The 19,002-nt window shown below is 67.4% G+C and carries 12 protein-coding genes and 1 tRNA gene; all 13 read left to right on the forward strand.

The features are described 5' to 3' along the window. Positions 1–2 precede the first annotated feature (2 nt). A complete protein-coding gene (locus tag AC1VV3_RS03655) occupies positions 3–620 on the forward strand; it encodes a Maf family protein (protein WP_431567053.1) in 618 nt (205 codons plus the stop codon). Continuing rightward, positions 613–1,587, forward strand: coding sequence for a ribonuclease E/G (locus AC1VV3_RS03660; protein ID WP_431567054.1), 975 nt, complete (start codon positions 613–615; stop codon positions 1,585–1,587). Before AC1VV3_RS03655 ends, AC1VV3_RS03660 begins: the two co-directional genes overlap by 8 nt. Positions 1,588–1,661: 74 nt before the next feature. Beyond that, positions 1,662–1,817, forward strand: a complete 156-nt coding sequence (yacG, locus tag AC1VV3_RS03665) for a DNA gyrase inhibitor YacG (protein ID WP_132264136.1) — start codon at positions 1,662–1,664, stop codon at positions 1,815–1,817. 139 nt (positions 1,818–1,956) lie between these two features. Further along, positions 1,957–2,032 (forward strand) — tRNA-Phe (locus AC1VV3_RS03670). Between the two features lie 261 nt (positions 2,033–2,293). Then, entirely contained in the window at positions 2,294–2,641 is a 348-nt protein-coding gene (locus tag AC1VV3_RS03675; protein WP_132263153.1) for a hypothetical protein, read from the forward strand. After that, on the forward strand, positions 2,641–3,372 hold the full coding sequence (locus AC1VV3_RS03680) for a cellulose synthase operon protein YhjQ/BcsQ (protein WP_132263155.1): 732 nt from the start codon (positions 2,641–2,643) through the stop codon (positions 3,370–3,372). The genes AC1VV3_RS03675 and AC1VV3_RS03680 overlap by 1 nt, the downstream gene beginning before the upstream one ends. Further along, positions 3,369–7,835, forward strand: a complete 4,467-nt coding sequence (bcsA, locus tag AC1VV3_RS03685) for a UDP-forming cellulose synthase catalytic subunit (RefSeq protein WP_431567055.1) — start codon at positions 3,369–3,371, stop codon at positions 7,833–7,835. The genes AC1VV3_RS03680 and bcsA overlap by 4 nt, the downstream gene beginning before the upstream one ends. Beyond that, a complete protein-coding gene (locus AC1VV3_RS03690; protein WP_431567056.1) occupies positions 7,832–11,335 on the forward strand; it encodes a cellulose synthase subunit BcsC-related outer membrane protein in 3,504 nt (1,167 codons plus the stop codon). The genes bcsA and AC1VV3_RS03690 overlap by 4 nt, the downstream gene beginning before the upstream one ends. Further along, a complete protein-coding gene (bcsD, locus tag AC1VV3_RS03695) occupies positions 11,332–11,793 on the forward strand; it encodes a cellulose biosynthesis protein BcsD (protein WP_132263159.1) in 462 nt (153 codons plus the stop codon). Before AC1VV3_RS03690 ends, bcsD begins: the two co-directional genes overlap by 4 nt. 32 nt (positions 11,794–11,825) lie before the next feature. Beyond that, on the forward strand, positions 11,826–12,848 hold the full coding sequence (locus tag AC1VV3_RS03700) for a family 8 glycosyl hydrolase (protein ID WP_132263161.1): 1,023 nt from the start codon (positions 11,826–11,828) through the stop codon (positions 12,846–12,848). Between the two features lie 288 nt (positions 12,849–13,136). Then, positions 13,137–14,318 carry an efflux RND transporter periplasmic adaptor subunit gene (locus AC1VV3_RS03705; protein WP_134093267.1) on the forward strand — a complete coding sequence of 394 codons (1,182 nt, stop codon included), beginning with the start codon at positions 13,137–13,139 and terminating at the stop codon, positions 14,316–14,318. Between the two features lie 8 nt (positions 14,319–14,326). Beyond that, positions 14,327–17,527, forward strand: coding sequence for an efflux RND transporter permease subunit (locus tag AC1VV3_RS03710; RefSeq protein ID WP_431567057.1), 3,201 nt, complete (start codon positions 14,327–14,329; stop codon positions 17,525–17,527). Continuing rightward, the gene (locus AC1VV3_RS03715; protein ID WP_431567058.1) at positions 17,524–18,957 is read left to right on the forward strand and encodes an efflux transporter outer membrane subunit; all 1,434 of its coding nucleotides are present in this window, start codon (positions 17,524–17,526) and stop codon (positions 18,955–18,957) included. The genes AC1VV3_RS03710 and AC1VV3_RS03715 overlap by 4 nt, the downstream gene beginning before the upstream one ends. Positions 18,958–19,002: the final 45 nt, after the last annotated feature.

Here is a 19,002-nt window from a genome sequence, read left to right on the forward strand (position 1 = left end):
TCGTGACCCCTGCCGAAAACGCCTCCGCAGCCCGGCACGACCCGCAACTGGTCCTCGCCTCGGCCAGCCCGCGCCGCCGCGAGTTGATCGCGCGGCTGGGCATCGTTCCTCACGCCATCATCGCTGCCGATATCGACGAAGCGCACGGAGACCGCGAGGTTCCCCGCGAATATGCACGCCGCATGGCGCGGGAGAAGGCACTCGCCGTGGTGCTTCCGGCCGAAGCCGGCGATGTTCATGTCCTGGCGGGCGACACCGTCGTCGCCTGCGGCCGCCGTATCCTGCCCAAGGCAGAGGACGAGGCGACCGCGCGCGCCTGCCTGGCCCTCCTCTCCGGCCGCCGCCACCGCGTGCTCTCCGCCATCGCCCTCAAATCGCCCGACGGCACGCTTCGCGAAAGGCTGTCGGAAACGATCGTGCGCTTCAAACCGCTCACGAAGCAGGAAATCGACGCCTACATCGCCGGCGGCGAGTGGGACGGCAAGGCGGGCGGCTATGCCATCCAGGGCAGCGCCGAAGGCCTGATCGCCGCGATCACCGGCAGCCATTCCGGGGTCGTCGGCCTGCCCTTGTTCGAAACCCGTGCACTGCTGCAGGCAGCGGGCTTCCCGATTGGCTGAGTGGCTCGTCGAGGACGGGATCGGCGAGAGCCGCGCGATCCTGGTCGAGAATGGCGAGGTCCTGGCTGCCCGGCTGCAATGGCACGGCCGCCTCACCCCCGGTGAAGTGGCCGACGCGGTGCTGCTCTCCCGCACGAAGGGCGCGCGTCGCGGCACGCTCCGCTTCGCTTCCGGCGAAGAAGCGCTGGTCGACGGCCTGCCGCCGGAAGCCAGCGAAGGCGCCACGCTGCGTGTCGAAGTGACACGCGCGGCCATGGCGGAAACCGGCCGATTGAAGCGCGCGCAGGCGCGGCCCAGCGCCGCGCCGATCCGTCCCGCGCCGACACTCGCGGAATCGCTGCGCGGCGGTGGCCTCCCGGTCCGCACGCTCCGCGCCTTTCCGCAAGACCCCTGGCCGGAGCTTTTCGCCGAAGCGCTGGACGGCGAACTGGCCTTCGACGGCGGCGCGATCCTGGTGATCCCTACTCCGGCGATGACCCTGATCGACATCGACGGCACCCTCCCCCCGCGGGCCCTGGCGCTGGCGGCGATCCCCGCGATTGCGCGCGCCGTGGGCCTGCTGGACCTTGGCGGCTCGATCGGCATCGATTTCCCCTCGCTGGAGCGCAAGGAAGACCGGCGTGCGGTGGACGAGGCGCTGGCCGCGGCGCTGGACCACTGGCCGCACCAGCACACGGCGATGAACGGGTTCGGTTTCGTCCAGCTGGTGGCGCGGCTGGAACGGCCCTCGCTGCTTCACCGCCTGCGCCACGAGCCGGCCGGCGCCTGTGCGCGGCTGCTCCTGCGGCAGGCCGAAGGCGTCCAGGAGCCCGGAACGCTTCTGCTGACCGCCCATCCCCGCATCCGCGCCAAAGTGCGGCCGGAATGGGAAACCGAACTGGCACGGCGCACCGGACGCGTGCTGGCCTGGCGCGAAGAGCCGGGCCTTGCACTGGCGGGCGGTTTCGCGCAGGCGATCACCTCATGAGCGACGATACAAATCCAAGCACGGCCAAATCCGCGGGCCAAGGCGCTGGCGGCAGGCCCAATCGCAAGTGCCCGATCTGCGGAAAGCCGCGCGCGGTCGAACATACGCCCTTCTGCTCCAAGCGCTGCCGCGACCGCGATCTGCTGCAGTGGCTGGAAGACGGCTATGCCCTTCCCGGCCCGCCCGCGCCTCAAAATCCGGACTCGGACCTTTATCCACAGGACGATTGAAATGATCGTGTCATTTTAGGGTTGCCAAGCCGGTTCATGTTCTTCATAGGCCCGCCACCAGCAGCGAACGGCCGCCTCGGCAGCCGAAAAATTCGCTGAAAAGCTTGGTCTCGCACGATGACCAAACTCGGTTTGGTAAGCCCGGGTAGCTCAGTTGGTAGAGCACATGACTGAAAATCATGGTGTCGGCGGTTCGATCCCGTCCCCGGGCACCACTCTCTTCGGAGGGTGGTGCTTTTTCCTTTTGGGCCTCCCCTCACATAGCCTCTGGACATCTCCGTTAGCTTTCTCGCATTAGTGAGGGGCGTACCCGCGCGCGTGTTCCAAAGTGAACATATGTATCCTCGCGGTGACAGAATTGCGGGCCGAATCGAAAAATAAACTGCGATTGCAGGATTTTCGGACCGGGATTTCACGTATAAATACGATGTTAACCATTAGTTGTCAGTCCTGTTCGGGCAACAACGGGGATTGTCATGCGCATTGATGCCAGGAATTTGCTGGACCGCTTGGGCCGCAACGAATTCGCGTACAAAGAATTCGAGGATCGCTTTTCCGACCTCGAACTCTGGCCGATCCTCGAAGCCCTGCTGCGCGATCCACGCCTTCAGACGCTCGACCAGACGGCTGCCGAAGCGCCGCCTGTCGAGACGGAAAATTCCGACCCGGAACTCGCTGCGGAGCCGCTGAAGAACCTCTTCAGCCGCTATGAGCAACATTCTGTTTCACCATCGATTGCAAAATCAGTTGTTGAAGAGCCCGTTCGCGATGTACGAGCGATGTTGCGCCATTTGTCGGACCTTGGCGCCCGGGGGGAAATCTGATGCCGATGATCGTCTGTCACGGTCCCAAGGGGGGGACCGGGAACACTTTCGTTGCCGCTCATCTGGCGATGGGTCTGTCGGCGCAGGGCGCGGACGTGACCGTGGTGAGCGTCGCCGCGCGCGATTCCCTGCCGCTTCACTTCGGCCTTTCTCCCGCCACGTCGCTTCCCGCGATCACCGCGCCGGCCGACGAGGCGGTGCTGGTGGGCGGCATCAACTTGCGTAGCTGGCGCCGCGCGGCCGAAGATCTCGACTTCGTGCCGATGCTGAACGAGCTGGGTTACTTCCAGCCCGGCAAGGAACGCGTCCTGGTCGTCGACGTGCCCTCCGGCGACACCCGCCTGGCGCGCCGCCTGATCGAGCACGCCTGCGCGCACGTCTGCACCATCAATGCCCAGCCCGACACCCTGGCCCTGCTGCCGCAGGTCTTCGGCGAAGCCGGCCCCGAGGGCCTGGCGCGCACCGCTTTCGTGATCAATGCGCTCGACGAAACGCGCCGCCTTGGCCGCCACGGTGCCGCCTTCATCCGCGAACTGGCCGGACAGCGCCTGATCGGCCGCATCCGCATGGACGAAGCCGTGCCCGAAGCCATCGCCACCTTGCAGATGCTCGGCCGCTACGCGCCGGCCAGCGTGGCCCTGGCGGACGTGAAGCAGATCGCGGAGGCCATCGCGCCCACCCTCGATTCCACCACCAACAGCTGGGTCGCGCCGGTGAGCCTCGCCGCATGATCCGAAATCTCGTTTCGCACCGCGCCGTCAGACTTCTGGCGATCGTTCCGATCGCCCTGATCGCGGCCATGGTGATCGGGGTCCCTCTCGACACCAATGCCCAGTGGATGTTCGCGGGCGTGACGATCCTGGGAACGCTGGTGATGAAGCGCTGGCCCGGCCGCAAGGGCGCGCTCGCGCTCGGGCTGCTGGCCGTGCTCATGTCCACGCGCTACATGTTCTGGCGCACGACGCAGACGCTGGCTTTCGGCACCCTGCCCGAATTCCTGTTCGGCACCGGGCTCTACCTGGCCGAACTCTACGCCTGGGTAATCCTCATCCTGGGCTTCATCCAGACGAGCTGGCCGCTGGACCGCCCGGTGATCGAGCCCAAGGGCGATCCCGAGACCTGGCCCACCGTCGACATCTACATCCCCACCTACAACGAAAGCCTGGAGATCGTGCGCAACACGGTCTTCGCGGCGATGGACCTCGACTATCCGGTCGACCGCTACCGCATCTTCATCCTCGATGATGGCAAGCGTCCCGAATTCCGCGCTTTCGCCAAGGAAGCCGGCTGCGGCTACCTGACGCGCGACAATAACCTTCACGCCAAGGCGGGCAATCTCAACGCGGCGATGAAGAAGACCGACGGCGAACTGATCGCCATCTTCGACTGCGACCACGTTCCCACCCGCGCCTTCCTGCAGCTGACCGTGGGCTGGTTCCAGACCGACCCGCGGCTCGCGCTGCTGCAGACGCCGCACCACATGTATTCGCCCGACCCCGTGCAGCGCAACCTGGCCTCGACCATGGGCGACATGCCCGGCGAGGGCGATCTGTTCTACGGCGCGGTCCAGGGCGGCAACGACTTGTGGAACGCCACCTTCTTCTGCGGCTCCTGCGCGATCATCCGCCGCGAGGCGCTGATGGAAACCAACGGCTTCGCGGGCGAGACCGTGACCGAGGACGCCCATACAGCGCTCAAGCTGCAGCGCACCGGCTGGAACACCGCCTATATCAGCGCCCGCCTTTCGGCCGGCCTGGCCACGGAGCGCCTCGTGCTCCACGTCGGCCAGCGCATCCGCTGGGCCCGCGGCATGACGCAGATCCTGCGTATCGACTTCCCGCTGACCGGCAAGGGCCTCACCTGGCAGCAGCGGCTTTGCTACCTCAACGCGATGCTGCACTTCCAGTATCCGCTGCCCCGCATCGCCTTCCTGACCAGCCCGCTCGCCTACCTGATCTTCGGCCAGAACATCATCCAGGCTTCGGCCTCGCTGATCTTCGCCTATGCCATGCCGCACCTGTTCTGCTCCTCGATCGCCAACGAGCGCACGCAGGGCGGAGACCGCCGCCCCTACTGGGGCGAAGTCTACGAAACGATCCTGGCCTTCCACCTCGTGAAGCCCACGGTCATGACCTGGCTGCAGCCCCGCAAGGGCAAGTTCAACGTGACCGACAAGGGCTCGCTGCTCGACAAGACCTATTTCGACTGGGCGATCGTGCGGCCGCATCTCGTCTGCATCGGCCTGCTGGTGGGCGGCATCCTGCTCGCCGTCGTGAAATGGGCCTTCTTCCCCTACATGTTCAACATCCAGACCGATACGCTGGTGCTGAACTGCGCCTGGGCGACCTTCAGCCTCATCATCCTGCTCGCCGCCGTCTCGGTGGCGCGTGAGACCCGGCAGGCGCGGCAGGACATTCGTATTCCGGTCTCGCTGCCGGTCACGGCCTACCTCGCTTCCGGCCATGTCGTCAGCGCGACCACCATCGACATCTCGATGGGCGGCGCCGCGCTCTCGCTGCCGCCGGAACTGCCGCTGCGCGATGTCGAGGTGACGCACATCACCATGGCCATGGGCGACGAAGTGCTCTCGATCCCGGTCAAGACCATGCGCACCCGCTCCAGCAATGCCTACGTCCGCTTCGAACAGCTGGACATGCTGGCGAACCGCCATCTCGTGCGCGCCGTCATGGGCCGTGCCGACGCCTGGCAGCCCACCGGCCCCAACCCGCAAGTCAGCGCGCTTCGCTCGCTGGCAGATATCATTCTTGTCGACATGGTAACGATCAAGCGCATGCTGCGTCTCAATTTCTCCGAACGTCGGCAAATGGCCGAGATCGCTGCCCGTATGCCGGCCCTGCCCGCCCCCGAGGTGACGAAGGAAGCCAAGGGCATGCGTTCGCTGCTGCCGCTGGCCAAGGCGGCCGGCGTGGCCGCCGCGCTTGCGCTGGGCGTGGCCACCGTGCTGTTCGGCAGCCAGGAAGTCCACGCCGCGCCGGCCCGGTCCGCAGCGACGCCTGCCCAGGAAACCGCCGCGAACGGACCGGCCGACGCCGCCGCCCCGCCGCGCAGCGGGCTTGGCGAGCGCCTGACCTTCAAGGACATGCGCGTCACGAGTCCGATCCGCCTCCAGGGCACCCAGGGCGAAATCGGCATTCCCTTCGGCATGCGCCAGGACCGCGTCGTGACCTCGGCCGTGCTCACGCTGCAGCTCTCGTGGTCCGCCCAGATGCTGGACGACATCAGCCAGCTTGTGGTGATCGTGAACGGCGAAGTGGTCCAGGCCGTGCCGCTGACCCGCGGCGAGGCCGCCGGCCACGTCCTGCGCATCCCGATCAACGCCGCCCTGCTCCTGCCGGGCGACAACCAGCTCAACATCCGCTTCCTGGGGCACTACGCGCGAGATTGCGAGGATCCGTTCCACAGCTCGCTCTGGGCGAACATCAGCAATACTCGCTCGTTCCTCGAGGTCGAATACCAGGCGCTGACCTTCCAGCCCGACCTCTCGCGCCTGCCGCTGCCGTTCTTCGACAAGGGCCAGAACGTGCCGCTGCGCATGCCCTTCGTCTTTGCCGGACAGCCGCACAAGGGCGAGCTTGAGGCCGCAGCCGCCACGGCATCCTGGCTCGGCTCGCTGGCCTCCTATCGCGGCTTCTCGTTCAAGCCGGTCTACGGCTCGCTGCCCAAGGGCAATGCCGTGGTCTTCCTCAAGGCAGGCCAGTCGATCCCCGGCCTGGACATCGCACCCGCGACCGGTCCCAGCGCCGCGGCCGTGCGCAACCCGGTCGATCCCACCGGCACCCTGCTGGTGCTGATGGGCCGGGGCGACGCCGACCTTCGCATCGCTGCCGGTGCCGTGGCCCTGGGCCGCGGCGTGTTCGGCGGACAGCGCATGTCCTTCGACGGTGTGCGCATCCCCGCCTGGCCGCGTTACGGCGCCTTGCGCTGGATCTCGACCGACAAGCCGGTGCAGCTGGGCAAGATCATGCCCGCTTACGCACTGCAGGGCATGGGCTTCCGTCCCGGTCCGCTCACCGCCAGCTTCCGCGTCGCGCCGGACTTGTTCTTCTGGCCCCGCGAAGGCGGCCGCCTGAACCTGACCTACCGCTATCCCACGGCCGACTGGCTCGACCAGCGCGCCTCGCGCCTCGATGCCTCGCTCAATGGCCAGTACCTCAAGACGCTGCCGCTCAGCTCCACCTGGTGGACCAACCTGTTCGGCGCGCGCGGCGCCAAGAGCGAGGACTCCTCGGCCACGGTCGTGCTGCCGCGCTACAACCTGTTCGGACAGAACGAGCTGGCGCTCGACTACAACCTCATCATCGCCGACAAGAAGAAGTGCACCGGCACTCTTCCAGAAAACGTGCGCACGTCGATCGACCCCACCAGCACGATCGACCTCACTTCGGCCTACCACGCGATCCTCATGCCCGACCTGGCGACGTTCGCCGGCGCCGGCTTCCCCTTCACCGCGGCGCCCGACCTTGCCGAAACCACGGTGGTGATGGCTGCCAATCCCTCGCCCTCCTCGGTCGAGGCCTTCCTCGCGCTGATGGGCCGCTTCGGTGACTCCACCGGCGTTCCGGTGACCGGGATCACCGTCAGCTCCTCGGCCAGCGCCAGCGAGCTGCAGGACCAGGACGTGCTGGTCGTGGGCGGCGTGGAACTGGCCTCGGCCGGCTCGCTGTTCGACAAGGCGCCGGTGCGCTACGTCGGCGGCCACCTGGAAGTGACCGAACGCTCGCCTCTGCAATATGCCACCTCGTTCTTCGGCGGCACCGAGCGCAACGACCCGATGGCCGCTGCACCGCTCGTCTACAATGCGCGGGGCTTCTCCGGGATCGTCAGCTTCCGCTCGCCCTACTCGTCCGACCGCACCGTGGTCGCGATGCTGGCCGACAACGCCGGCGCGCTGCCCACCCTGGTCGACGGCATGTCCGACGTGAAGATCAACGCCGCCATCCAGGGCGACCTCGCGGTGACCAAGGGCGACGGCATGACCAGCTTCGCCATCGGAGACCGCTACTGGGTCGGCTCGCTGCCGGTCTGGATGAAGCTGGCTTACTGGTTCAGCCAGCGTCCGATGCTGATGGGCCTGTTCTCGCTGTTCCTGGCCGCGATCCTTGCCGGCCCGACCTACCTCTACTTCCGTCGCCAGGCGCAGCGCCGCCTCGGCCACCAGGACGACAACGCATGAGTTCCGCGAAGACCCGCCTGCGCCTCGTCGGCCTGGCCCTGCTGCTCTCCACCGCGGCCGCCGGCGTAAGCCCGGTATCGGTTCATGCCCAGGCGGCCGGGGTAGACGCCCTGTTGCAGCAGGCGAAGTACTGGCGCTCCAAGGGGCGTGAGGATCTGGCCCAGCAGGCGCTGCGACGCGCCAAGGCGCTCGATCCAAACAGTGCCGCGGTGAACCAGGCCCTCAATGCCCGGCCCGCAGCGCCGAAGCCGGCGCCGCAGCCCGCTCCCAAGGCCGCGCCCGCACCGAGGCAGGCAGCCGCCCCGAAGCCTGCGCCGGCGCGCACGCCGGCCCCGCAGCCGGTGCAGCAACAGCCCGCGCGCGTTGCCGCGGTGCCGACGCGCAGCACGCCTGCACCGACCTCTTCGGCCAATCGCGCCGGTCAGGCCCGCGTCGCGGGCTTCGACGCGTTGGAGGACGGCAATCTCGCTTCGGCTTCCAGCCAGTTCCAGCGCGCGCTTTCGGTCAATTCCCGCGACCCCGACGCCCTGGGCGGCCTGGGCCTCGTGCGCCTGCGCGAGAGCAATTTCGCCGAGGCGGCCAATTACCTCGAACAGGCCTCGCGTTACGGCAAGGCCAGCCAATGGGCCGAAGGCCTCGCCTCCGCGCGCTTCTTTGCCGGGCTGGCCGATGCCCGCAATTTCGTGGCCCAGGGCCGCCTTGCCGATGCACAGTCGGTGACCGAGGGCCTGATCCGCTCGGGCTACAAGGAACCGGCGCCCGCGCTCGAAATCCTGGCCGACATCTACGAGAAGCAGGGCCGCTACGCCGACGCCGCCGATCTCTACCGCCAGGCTGGCCAGGGCGGCGGTTCCGACGACAAGCGCCTGCAGATGCGCGCCGCCCGCGGCCGGGCCCTGGCCGCGGCCGCCAATGGCGATGACATGGGCGCCATGCGCGAGTTCCAGAACGGCCTCGTGCTCGATCCGACCGACCCGTGGATCCGCTACGAATTCGCCGAGTTCCAGATCCGCCGCGGCCGCATTCCCGAAGCGGAATCGCTGCTGCGCTCGCTGACCTCGATGGGCCAGCCCGACGCGCTCTACGCCGCCGCCCTGCTCAACAACGATCTCGGCCGCGCGCCCGAAGCCGCTCGCCTGATCGACATGATCCCAGAGGCACAGCGCACCGCACCGATGCGCACTTTCGCCATCGGCGTGAAGAGCGACGCCGCGATCGCCCGCGCCAAGGCCATGGCCGCCAGCGGCCAACAGGCCCAGGCCCTCGCCTCGCTCCGCCAGCTGGGCGCCATGTCGGCCATTCCGGTCGGCAAGCAGGCCGCCGTCGCCAATGCCCTTTACGACCTTGGCGATGCCCAGGGCGCCGCCGCGGTGGCGGAAAACGCCATGCAGGGCCAGGTCACGGGCATTGCCGACTACGAGGGCCTGATCAGCGTCCTCGCCCGCGTCGGCCGCGACGATCTCGCGCAGCAGGCACTCCAGCGCGCCAGCGCCATGGCCGGCACTTCGGCCGAGGGCCAACAGGCCTATGCCCGCATGAACGCCGCCCTGCTCGTCAGCCAGGCCGACCGTTCGCGCCAGGCAGGCCGCTTCGCCGAGGCCTTCGACATCCTGCAGAGCGCCTGGAGCGCCTCTCCGCAGAACATGGACATCCTTGCCGGTCTCGCCCGCCTCTACCAGGGCGGCCAGATGCCCGCGCGCGCGGCCCAGACCTGGCAGCTCGTGCTGGCGCGCAAGCCCGGCGACAAGGACGCCCTGCTCGGCCTGGCCGAAACCGCGCAGGCGGCCGGGGACAACGATCTGTCCCGCCGCGCCCAGAACGACGTGCTCCGTGCCTTCCCGCAGGACTACCAGGTCCGCCTCTCGCTCGCCAATGTGGAGCGCGCGCGCGGCAATGACCGGGCAGCCATGAACCTGCTCAAGGATGCGCAGAACCTTTATGCGCGCGGCCAGGGCGGCACCTCGATCGAGGGTCTTGCCGGCGGCAATCCTTTCGCGGCCATGACCCCGGCCGGCGGCTCCAACCCGTTCCGGGGCCGCGCCGTCGCCGCGCCTCAGCCGGTCAACCCCTTCGCTCTGGGCGGCGGCACCCGCGTCCCGAGCGCGCCCGCCGCCAGCTATGGCTCGGCCGCAAGCTACGACGCGCCTTCGAACTATGGCGCGGCACCCGCCTATGGCGCGCCCTCGGGCTACGGCGCCCCCGCCATGACCGCAGCACCCTACCCGGCGGCCGGCAACGGCAGCTATGGCGGCAACACGTATGGTGGCGGCAGCTACGGAAGCGGACTGGCCGACGCGGGCATGGATGCAGGCTCGGCCACCGCTTACTCGGCCGATCCGGTCATGGCGCAGATCCAGTCGCAGATCGCCGACCTTTCCCAGGACAGCGGCCCCCGCGCCGACATCGTCACCGGATACCGCCGCCGCTCGGGCGAAGCGGGCCTCAGCCAGCTGGACGAGATCAAGGGTTCGGCCCGCTTCTCCACCGATGCGCCGGGCGGCCGGGTCTATGCCAAGGCGGAAGCCTCGGTGATCGATGCCGGACGGGCCAACCAGTCCGGTCAGGCACGGTTCGGCCTCAACGGCCTGATCGAGGCGGCGGCCATCGTCCTGGAACAGCCCTCGGTCTTCCCCTCGGCCCAGACCCAGAACGCCTCGGGCGTCGCCTTCACGGCGGGTTACGAGAGCGACACCGTCAAGCTCGAAGGCGGCACCACCCCGGTCGGCATGGGCAAGACCAAGGCCACCTTCCACGCAGAAGCCTCGCCCAAGCTGTCCGAAACCGTGCGCGCCAAGGTCTTCGCGGAGCGCCAGCCCGTGACCGACAGCGTGTTGTCCTACGCCGGCACCCGCGATCCGGTGACGGGCATGCGCTGGGGCCAGGTCATGCGCTCGGCAGGCGGCGCCGGGCTTTCCTATGACGAGGATGGCAGCGGCGTCTACGCGGAAGGCCGCTACTACCGCTTCCGCGGCACCAACGTCGCCCGCAACGACGGTTTCGAGGCCAATGTCGGCGGCTACCTGCGCGCCTACCACGGCACGCATGCCAACCTCACCGTGGGCCTCAACGTGAACTACCAGGGCTACGACAAGAGCCAGAACTACTTCACCTGGGGCAACGGCGGCTACTTCAGCCCGCAGAACTTCATCAGCGTCGGCTTCCCGGTGAATTACACCATGGAAGACGAACTCTTCGATATCCGCGCCTCGTTCACGCCCGGTTTCCAAAGCTACAAGCAGGATCAGACCAACCTCTATCCGATCAACGACGAGTTGCAGGCTGCGCTCGACGTGCTGAAGGCGGCGAACAACGACGTGCGTTCCTACTACGACAGCATCAGCAAGACCGGCTTCGCCGTGTCGAGCGACCTGTCGATCTACTACAAGCTGAGCCCCACCACCCGCATCGGCGGCGAGGCCAGCTACAACACCTTCGGATCTTATGACGAGTTCCGGAGCTTATTGGGCGTGAGACAGAATTTCGGGAGCACCGGCCGATGAAACTTCACGCATTTCCCTCCCCTCGTTCCGAGGGCGAACAGAGCGGCGCAGGGGGCCTTGCGCTCTTCGCGATGATGGCCGCAGCCGAAGTCTGCGAAGGCGCACCTTCCGCGCAGGCGCAGGGTTTCTTCGCGGCCATAGGCCGGCGCATGGCCACGCTGGAGCCGCTGGAAGGCGTCAGCGATGCAGCCGTGCTCTGCGCCCGCATCAACGGCTTCTGGCAGGACCTGGGCTGGGGCGAGATCGAACTGGCCGTGGGTGACGATGCCATCGTCGTCCACCACCGCAACCTGCCCAAGGCCCTTGCCTCCGACCAGCAGGGCAGTTGGAACACGATGCTGCTGGGCTTGCTGCAAGGCGCCTACGATGCGTGGTTCCGCGTGCTCGGAAGCGGCCCGGCGCTGCACACGGTCGCCCAATGGCAGGGCGACGTGATCGAACTGCGCCACGGCCGCTGAGCCTTTCCGTCGATCAACGAAAGAGCATCGGCATGAATTTCCTTCTCGACACCGGCATCAACCGCCGCAACTTCTCACTGGGGCTGATGCTGGCGATGACGGCTGCCTGCAACACCGACGCGCAAAGCCGCGCACCCGTGCGCGACGCCAGCTGGCGCACCTGGCGCGACCTCTACGTCAATCCCGAAGGCCGTATCGTCGATACCGGCAACAACGGCATCAGCCATAGCGAAGGCCAGAGCTACGGCCTGCTTTTCGCCTACAAGGCAGGCGATACCGAGGCATTCGAACGGATCGCCGGCTGGACGCAGAGCCACCTCTCGCGCACCGACATGGCGCTCCATGCCTGGCGCTACGATCCCGCCTCGCCCAACCCGGTGGCCGACCAGAACAACGCCACCGATGGCGATCTCGTCATCGCCTGGGCCCTCGGCATGGCCGGGCAGCGCTGGAACCGGGGCGACTACACCGCCCGAGCCGCGCAGATCCGCTCCTCGATCCGCAGCCACTGCGTCGTCGAACGCCACGGCCGCCGCCTGCTGCTGCCCGGTGTCCAGGGCTTCGTGAAGGGCGAGGAAGTCACGCTGAACCTGTCCTATTTCGCCTGGCCCGCGATGGACGCCTTTACCAAGCTCGACGGCCAGCAGGTCTGGGGTCCGATCATCAGCGATTGCGAGGCCATCACTCGCCTTTCCCGCTTCGGAACCCACCATCTGCCCAGCGACTGGGTGGTCATCAGCGCGCCCAACCAGGTCGCCCCGGCGCGGGACAAGCCCCCCCGCTTCGGCTACGACGCCATCCGCGTGCCCCTCTATGCCGCGCTCAGCGGCCGGCAGTCGCTGGTTCCGGACATTGCCGGCTACTGGCGCTCCTGCCTTGCCGCCAACAAGCCGATCCCGGCCTGGGTGGACGTGGTCACCGGCGAGGAGGCGAACTACGCCCTTTCGGCAGGCGGCGCCGCTGTCGTGGGCAAACTGCTTGGCAGCGCCCAGCCTTCGCAGCTGACCAACGACTATTACGCCGCCTCGCTCCAGATGCTCGCGCGGTACCAGTAGGGCGTTTCGCGCCAATAGGACGTCCCGATCGGCTGGACATCTCGGACACCCCCGGAAACGGGGGTGTTTGACGTATAGGTGAGCCGAAAACGCACCAGAATCTTCGTATTTGGTCGCAAATTGTCGCACTTGCGAAAAGCCCGCTTGCGGGCGGCAACAATAGGCTGAATAGCTGCGCCGACACGACTTTTGACGGTGCGCGACTTGAAAATCACGTCTTCTTCCCCTGTGGCGGCTTCGCTGCCGCGCCTTTCCCTGCGTCTCTCTGCGAGCCGGGTGGCATTTGCCATGCTTTCCGCCGCGCTGCTCGCGGCCTGTTCCGGGGGGGAGAAGAAGGATGACAAGCGCGCAGCCCCGCAAGTGGGCTTCGTCGTCGTGGAGCCGTCCTCGGTCGCCCTGGCCGTCACGCTGAGTGGCCGCACCGTCGCTTTCGAGACCAGCGAAGTCCGCCCGCAGGTCACCGGTGTCGTCGTCAAGCGCCTCTTCACCGAAGGGTCGATGGTCCGGGCCGGGCAACCGCTCTATCAGATCGACCCCAGCCTCTACCGCGCCGCCGTCAACCAGGCCGAGGCCGACCTGACCAGCGCCCGCGCCACCGCCGAAGCGGCATCCGCCAAGGCCCAGCGCTACAAGCCGCTGGCCGACATGGAAGCCGTCGCCCGCCAGGATTATATCGACGCGCTGGCCACCGCGCGCTCGGCCAAGGCCTCGATCGCCCAGAACGCGGCCACGCTGGATACGGCCAAGATCAACTTGCGCTTCACCACGGTGCCCGCGCCGATCAGTGGCCGCATCGGCCGCTCGCTCTCGACCGTCGGCGCGCTTGCCAGCGCCAGCCAGACCGACCCCCTGGCCGTCATCCAGCGCATGGACCCGATCTACGTCGACATGCAGCAGTCCGCCTCCGATCTCACCGCACTGCGGCGGAAGCTGGCGGCCGGCGGCGTCAATCCCGGCAGCACGCAAGTCCACCTCAAGTTCGACGACGGATCGCAATATGCCCTGCCGGGCACCGTCCAGTTCTCGGAAGTGACCGTCGATCCCGACACCGGCACCGTCACCCTGCGCGCCAGCTTCCCCAATCCGGACGGCCTGCTGCTGCCCGGCATGTTCGTTTCCTCGGTGTTCGATCAGGCCACCGATCCCAACGCATTCCTCATCCCCCAGAATTCGGTCCAGCGCGATTTCGACGGTTCGGCCTATGTCATGGTCGTCGGCGCCGACAACAAGGCCGCGCGCCGCAAGGTCACCGCCGATCGCACGCAGGGCGTGAACGCCGTGGTCACAGCCGGCCTGAAGAAGGGCGACAAGGTCATCGTTCAGGGCCTCAACGGCCTCAAGCAGGGCGCGGATATCACGCCGGTCGCGGCGTCGAGCGCGCAGACTATCGCCCCGCCTTCCGGCAAGCCCGGTGAAGGCAAATCCGGCGGGGCGAATGCCGGCGGCCGGCCCGCCGCCAAGGGGAACTGAGCCACCCCATGTCGCGCATCTTCATCGACCGACCGATCTTTGCCTGGGTTCTGGCCATCATCGTCATGCTGGCGGGCCTCGGCGCGCTGGCCTACCTGCCGAACGAGCAATACCCGGACATCGCGCCGACGCAGGTGAACATCCGCGCCACCTACAATGGCGCCTCGGCCGAAACGATCGAGAACAGCGTCACCCAGGTGATCGAGCAGCAGCTCACCGGCATCGACGGCCTGCTCTATTTCAGCTCGCAGTCCTCCAACCGCGGGCAGGCCTCGATCAGCGCCGTGTTCACCAAGGGCACGGACCCGGACATCGCGCAGGTCCAGGTCCAGAACAAGGTCCAGTCCGCGCTCTCCCGCCTGCCGCAGGCGGTGCAGAACCAGGGCGTCACGGTCACCAAGTCCAACCCCGACCAGCTCCTCCTCGTGGCCGTCTATGACGAGACCGACACCCGCTCCAACCAGGACGTGTCGGACTATCTGGCTTCGAACATCCAGGACCCGCTTTCGCGTATTTCCGGAGTGGGCGACGTCAACGTCTTCGGCGCGCCCCACGCGATGCGCATCTGGCTCGATCCGACGCGCCTTGCCGCCGTCGCGCTGATGCCCAGCGACGTCACCTCGGCGATCACCGCCCAGAATACCGAAGTCGCCGCCGGCGAGATCGGCGGCCTGCCCTCGCCCAAGGACCAGGCGATCGACGCGATCGTCACGGCCGGCTCGCGCCTCCAGACGGCCGAGCAGTTCCGCAACATCGTGCTCAAGACCAACAGCGACGGCTCCGTCGTCACCATTGCCGATGTCGCCCGCGTCGAGATCGGCGCCGAGAACTACAGCTCGATCAGCCGCATCAACGGCCACCCCGGCGCCGGTATCTCGATCTCGCTCTCGCCGGGCGCCGACGCGCTGGCCACGGCGGAGCTGGTGAAGACGGAAATGACCGAGCTGGCCAAGGGCATGCCCGACGGCCTCGCCTATACGTACGGCAACGATTCCACCGCTTTCATCAAGCTCTCCGTCGCGGAAGTGGAAAAGGCGCTGTTCGAGGCGATCGTGCTGGTCGTCATCGTCATGTTCGTGTTCCTGCAAAGCTGGCGCGCCACGCTGATCCCGGCGATCGCGGTGCCGGTCGTGCTGCTGGGCACGTTCGCGGTGTTCTACGTGGCCGGGTTCTCGATCAACACGCTGACCCTGTTCGGCCTCGTCCTCGCCATCGGCCTGCTGGTGGACGATGCGATCGTCGTGGTGGAGAACGTCGAGCGGCTGCTTGAGGAAAACCCGGGCATGTCCGCGCGCGAGGCCACGATCAAGTCGATGGAGGAAATCCAGACGGCGCTCGTGGCGATCGCGCTGGTGCTCTCGGCGGTGTTCCTGCCGATGGCCTTCTTCGGCGGTTCGACGGGCGTGATCTACCGCCAGTTCTCGCTGACCATCGTGGTCGCCATGGTGCTGTCCGTGCTGGTCGCGCTGATCCTCAGCCCGGCGCTGACGGCCACCCTGCTCAAGCCCAAGGACATCGAGGGCGAGGAAGTCCCCAGCTGGGTCCAGCGCCGGATGCCCTGGGTCGTGAGGCCCTGGGAGCGCTTCCACACCTGGTTCAACCGCAGCTTCGAGAATCTGACCGAGGCCTATGCCCACCGCGTCGGCCGCGTGGTCGAGCACAAGTGGCGCTGGCTGCTGCTCTTCGCCATTGCCTGCGTCGCCACGTACGGCCTGTTCCAGCGCCTGCCCACCGGCTTCCTGCCGAACGAGGACCAGGGCACGATCATCGTTCAGTGGCGCCTGCCGGCCGGATCCCCGCGCACCCGCACCGAAGACGTGCAGCGCCAGGTCGAGCAATATTTCACCAAATACGAAAAGGCGAACATCGCCAGCATGTTCACGCTTTCGGGCGGCGGCCAGGGTGCGGCAGGCCAGAACACCGGTCAGGCCTTCGTCACGCTGGTGGACTGGGAGCAACGCCCGGGCAGCAAGAACACCGCCGATGCCATCGTCCAGCGGGCCAATGGCGCGTTCCGCGGCATTCGCGATGCGCAAGTATTCACACTGGTTCCGGGCGCGATCCGGGGTCTCGGCTCGTCTTCGGGCTTCACGATGGAACTGCAGAACCGCAACGGCATGGCCCGCGCCGATTTCCAGAAGGCGCGTGACGAACTGCTGGCCAAGGCCGGCGCCGACGACCGCCTCACCAACGTGCGCCTGAGCGACCTTCCCGACGTGTCGACCCTGAAGGTCAATTCCAACACCCGCGCGCTGACGACTTACGGCGTGACGGCGGCGAATGCCAATTCCACGCTGCAAACGGCCTGGGGCGGCACTTACGTCAACGATTTCATCGACAAGGGCCGCGTCAAGCGTGTCTACGTCCAGGGTGACGCCCAGTTCCGGTCCCGGCCGGAGGATCTCGCCAACTGGTTCGTGCGCGGCACGAGCGGCCAGATGGTGCCCTTCTCGGCCTTCTCGACGATCAGCTGGTCCACGGCGCCCAGCACGTCCTCGCGCTTCAATGGCCTTCAGGCCTACGAATTCTCAGGCAGCCCCGGGGACGGCGTCAGCTCCGGCACGGCCATGGACGTGATGGAGGAACTGGCCAGCCAGATCCCCGGCACCGCCGTCGCCTGGGCCGGATCGTCCTATCAGGAGCGGCTCTCCTCGGGCCAAGCGCCGCTGCTCTATGCACTCTCGCTCCTGGTCGTGTTCCTCTGCCTCGCCGCGCTCTACGAGAGCTGGTCGATCCCGATCGCGGTGATCCTGGTCATTCCGCTGGGTCTGCTCGGCGCCATCCTCGCCGTCACCTTGCGCGGGCTGGAAAACGACGTCTACCTGCAGATCGGCCTGCTTACGACGATGGGTCTGGCCGCCAAGAACGCGATCCTCATGATCGAGTTCGCCGAACAGGCCGAGCGACAGGGCAAGCGCGTGATCGACGCTGCCCTCGAAGCCGCCCGCATCCGCCTGCGGCCGATCCTGATGACCAGCTTCGCCTTCATCTTCGGCGTGGTTCCTCTGGCCATCGCCAGCGGTGCCGGCGCCAACAGCCGCATCGCCATCGGCACCGCCGTGGTCGGCGGCATGCTGACCGCAACCCTGCTGGCGATCTTCTTCATCCCGCTCTTCTTCGTGCTCGTTCGCCGCGGCGTACGCGATGGCATCGCCTCGGTCCGCCGCCGCATGCAGGAGCGCCGCGCGCGCAAGGGAGGCGCCGCATGATCCGCTCTCGTTTCACGGGTCTTTCCGCGCTTACCCTCGCGCTCGGCGCCTGCTCTATGGCCCCGAAATATGTCGCGCCGGCCCCGCCCGTCCCGGTCTCCTGGCCGGTCGGAGACGCCTATCTCGCGCAGAGCGAGGCGGCGCTGCCACTGGTGTCCTACGCCGAGATCTTCCGCGACCGCCGCTTGCAGTCGCTGGTAGAACAGGCGCTCACCAACAACCGTGACTTGCGGGTCGCCGCGGCCAACCTGGCCGCCGCCCGCGCGCAAGTCAGGGTGGTCCGCGCGAACCAGTTCCCGGCCGTGGGTGTCACCGGATCGGTCACGCGCACCGAAGCGGGCAGCGGCAGCACGACGAACGGATCAGGCACCAACGGGACGGGAGACCGCACCTCCTATTCCGTGCAGGGCGGTATCTCGAGCTTCGAACTCGACTTCTTCGGCAAATATGCCAGCGCCACCCAGGCCCAGCGCGACACCGCCCTCTCCACCGAGGCGGCAGCGCGCACGGTTCGCCTCGGCCTCGTCGCAGACCTCGCGCAGGCATGGGCCAATTACGCCGCCGACAACGACCTGCTCCGCATTGCCCAGGCCACGGCCGCCAATGCCGAGCGTAGCGTTACGCTCACCAGCGCCCGCCTCAAGGGCGGCGTTGCCCCGCGCACCGATCTGCGGCAGGCTGAACAAGTGCTGGAAACCGCGCGCGGCGATGTCGCGTCGCAGAGAACGGCACTGGCGCAGGATGTGAACGCGATCCGCCTCCTGGTCGGCGCGGATTTCGACCAGAGCCTGCTTCCCGCCAGCGTCGACGAAGTGAACCAGTCGCTCGCCGTCCTGCCAGCGGGCACCAGTTCGCAAGTCCTGCTTCGCCGCCCCGACGTGGTGGAAGCCGAATATTCGCTGCGCGCGGCCAATGCCGATATCGGCACGGCGCGGGCTGAGCTGTTCCCCTCGATCTCGCTGACCGGCCTGCTCGGCTTCGCCAGCAATGCACTGTCCGCCCTGTTCGACAAGGGCGCCTTCACGGCAAGCCTGGGCGCCAATGCCAGCTGGTCGATCTTCAACGCCGGTGGCCGAGTGGCCAATGTCGACGTCGCCAAGGCCCAGCGCGACGCCGCACTGGCAACTTACGAAAAGGCCATCCAGACCGCCTTCCGCGAAGTGGCCGACGCTTTGGCGGACCAGGGCACGCTGAACGAGCGGATGCGCGCTGCCTCCCGTTTCACCGAGGCCGCCTCCGATACCGCCCGGCTGACCGAGGCCAGCTACCGGCAGGGCATCACCAGTTCGCTTGAAAACCTGGACGCGCAGCGCAGCCTCTACAGCGCCAGGCAGCAGGAAATCGCGGTACGTCTTGCTGCGGCGAGCAATCGCATCACGCTTTACCGCGTGCTCGGCGGCGATCAGGCCACGCCTGCATCGGGCCAGTGAGGCAGAATTCAGGCAAGTTCGCGGCTCAAGCCTACCGCGGCTGAA

The organism is Novosphingobium sp. BL-S-34, from assembly GCF_056857015.1.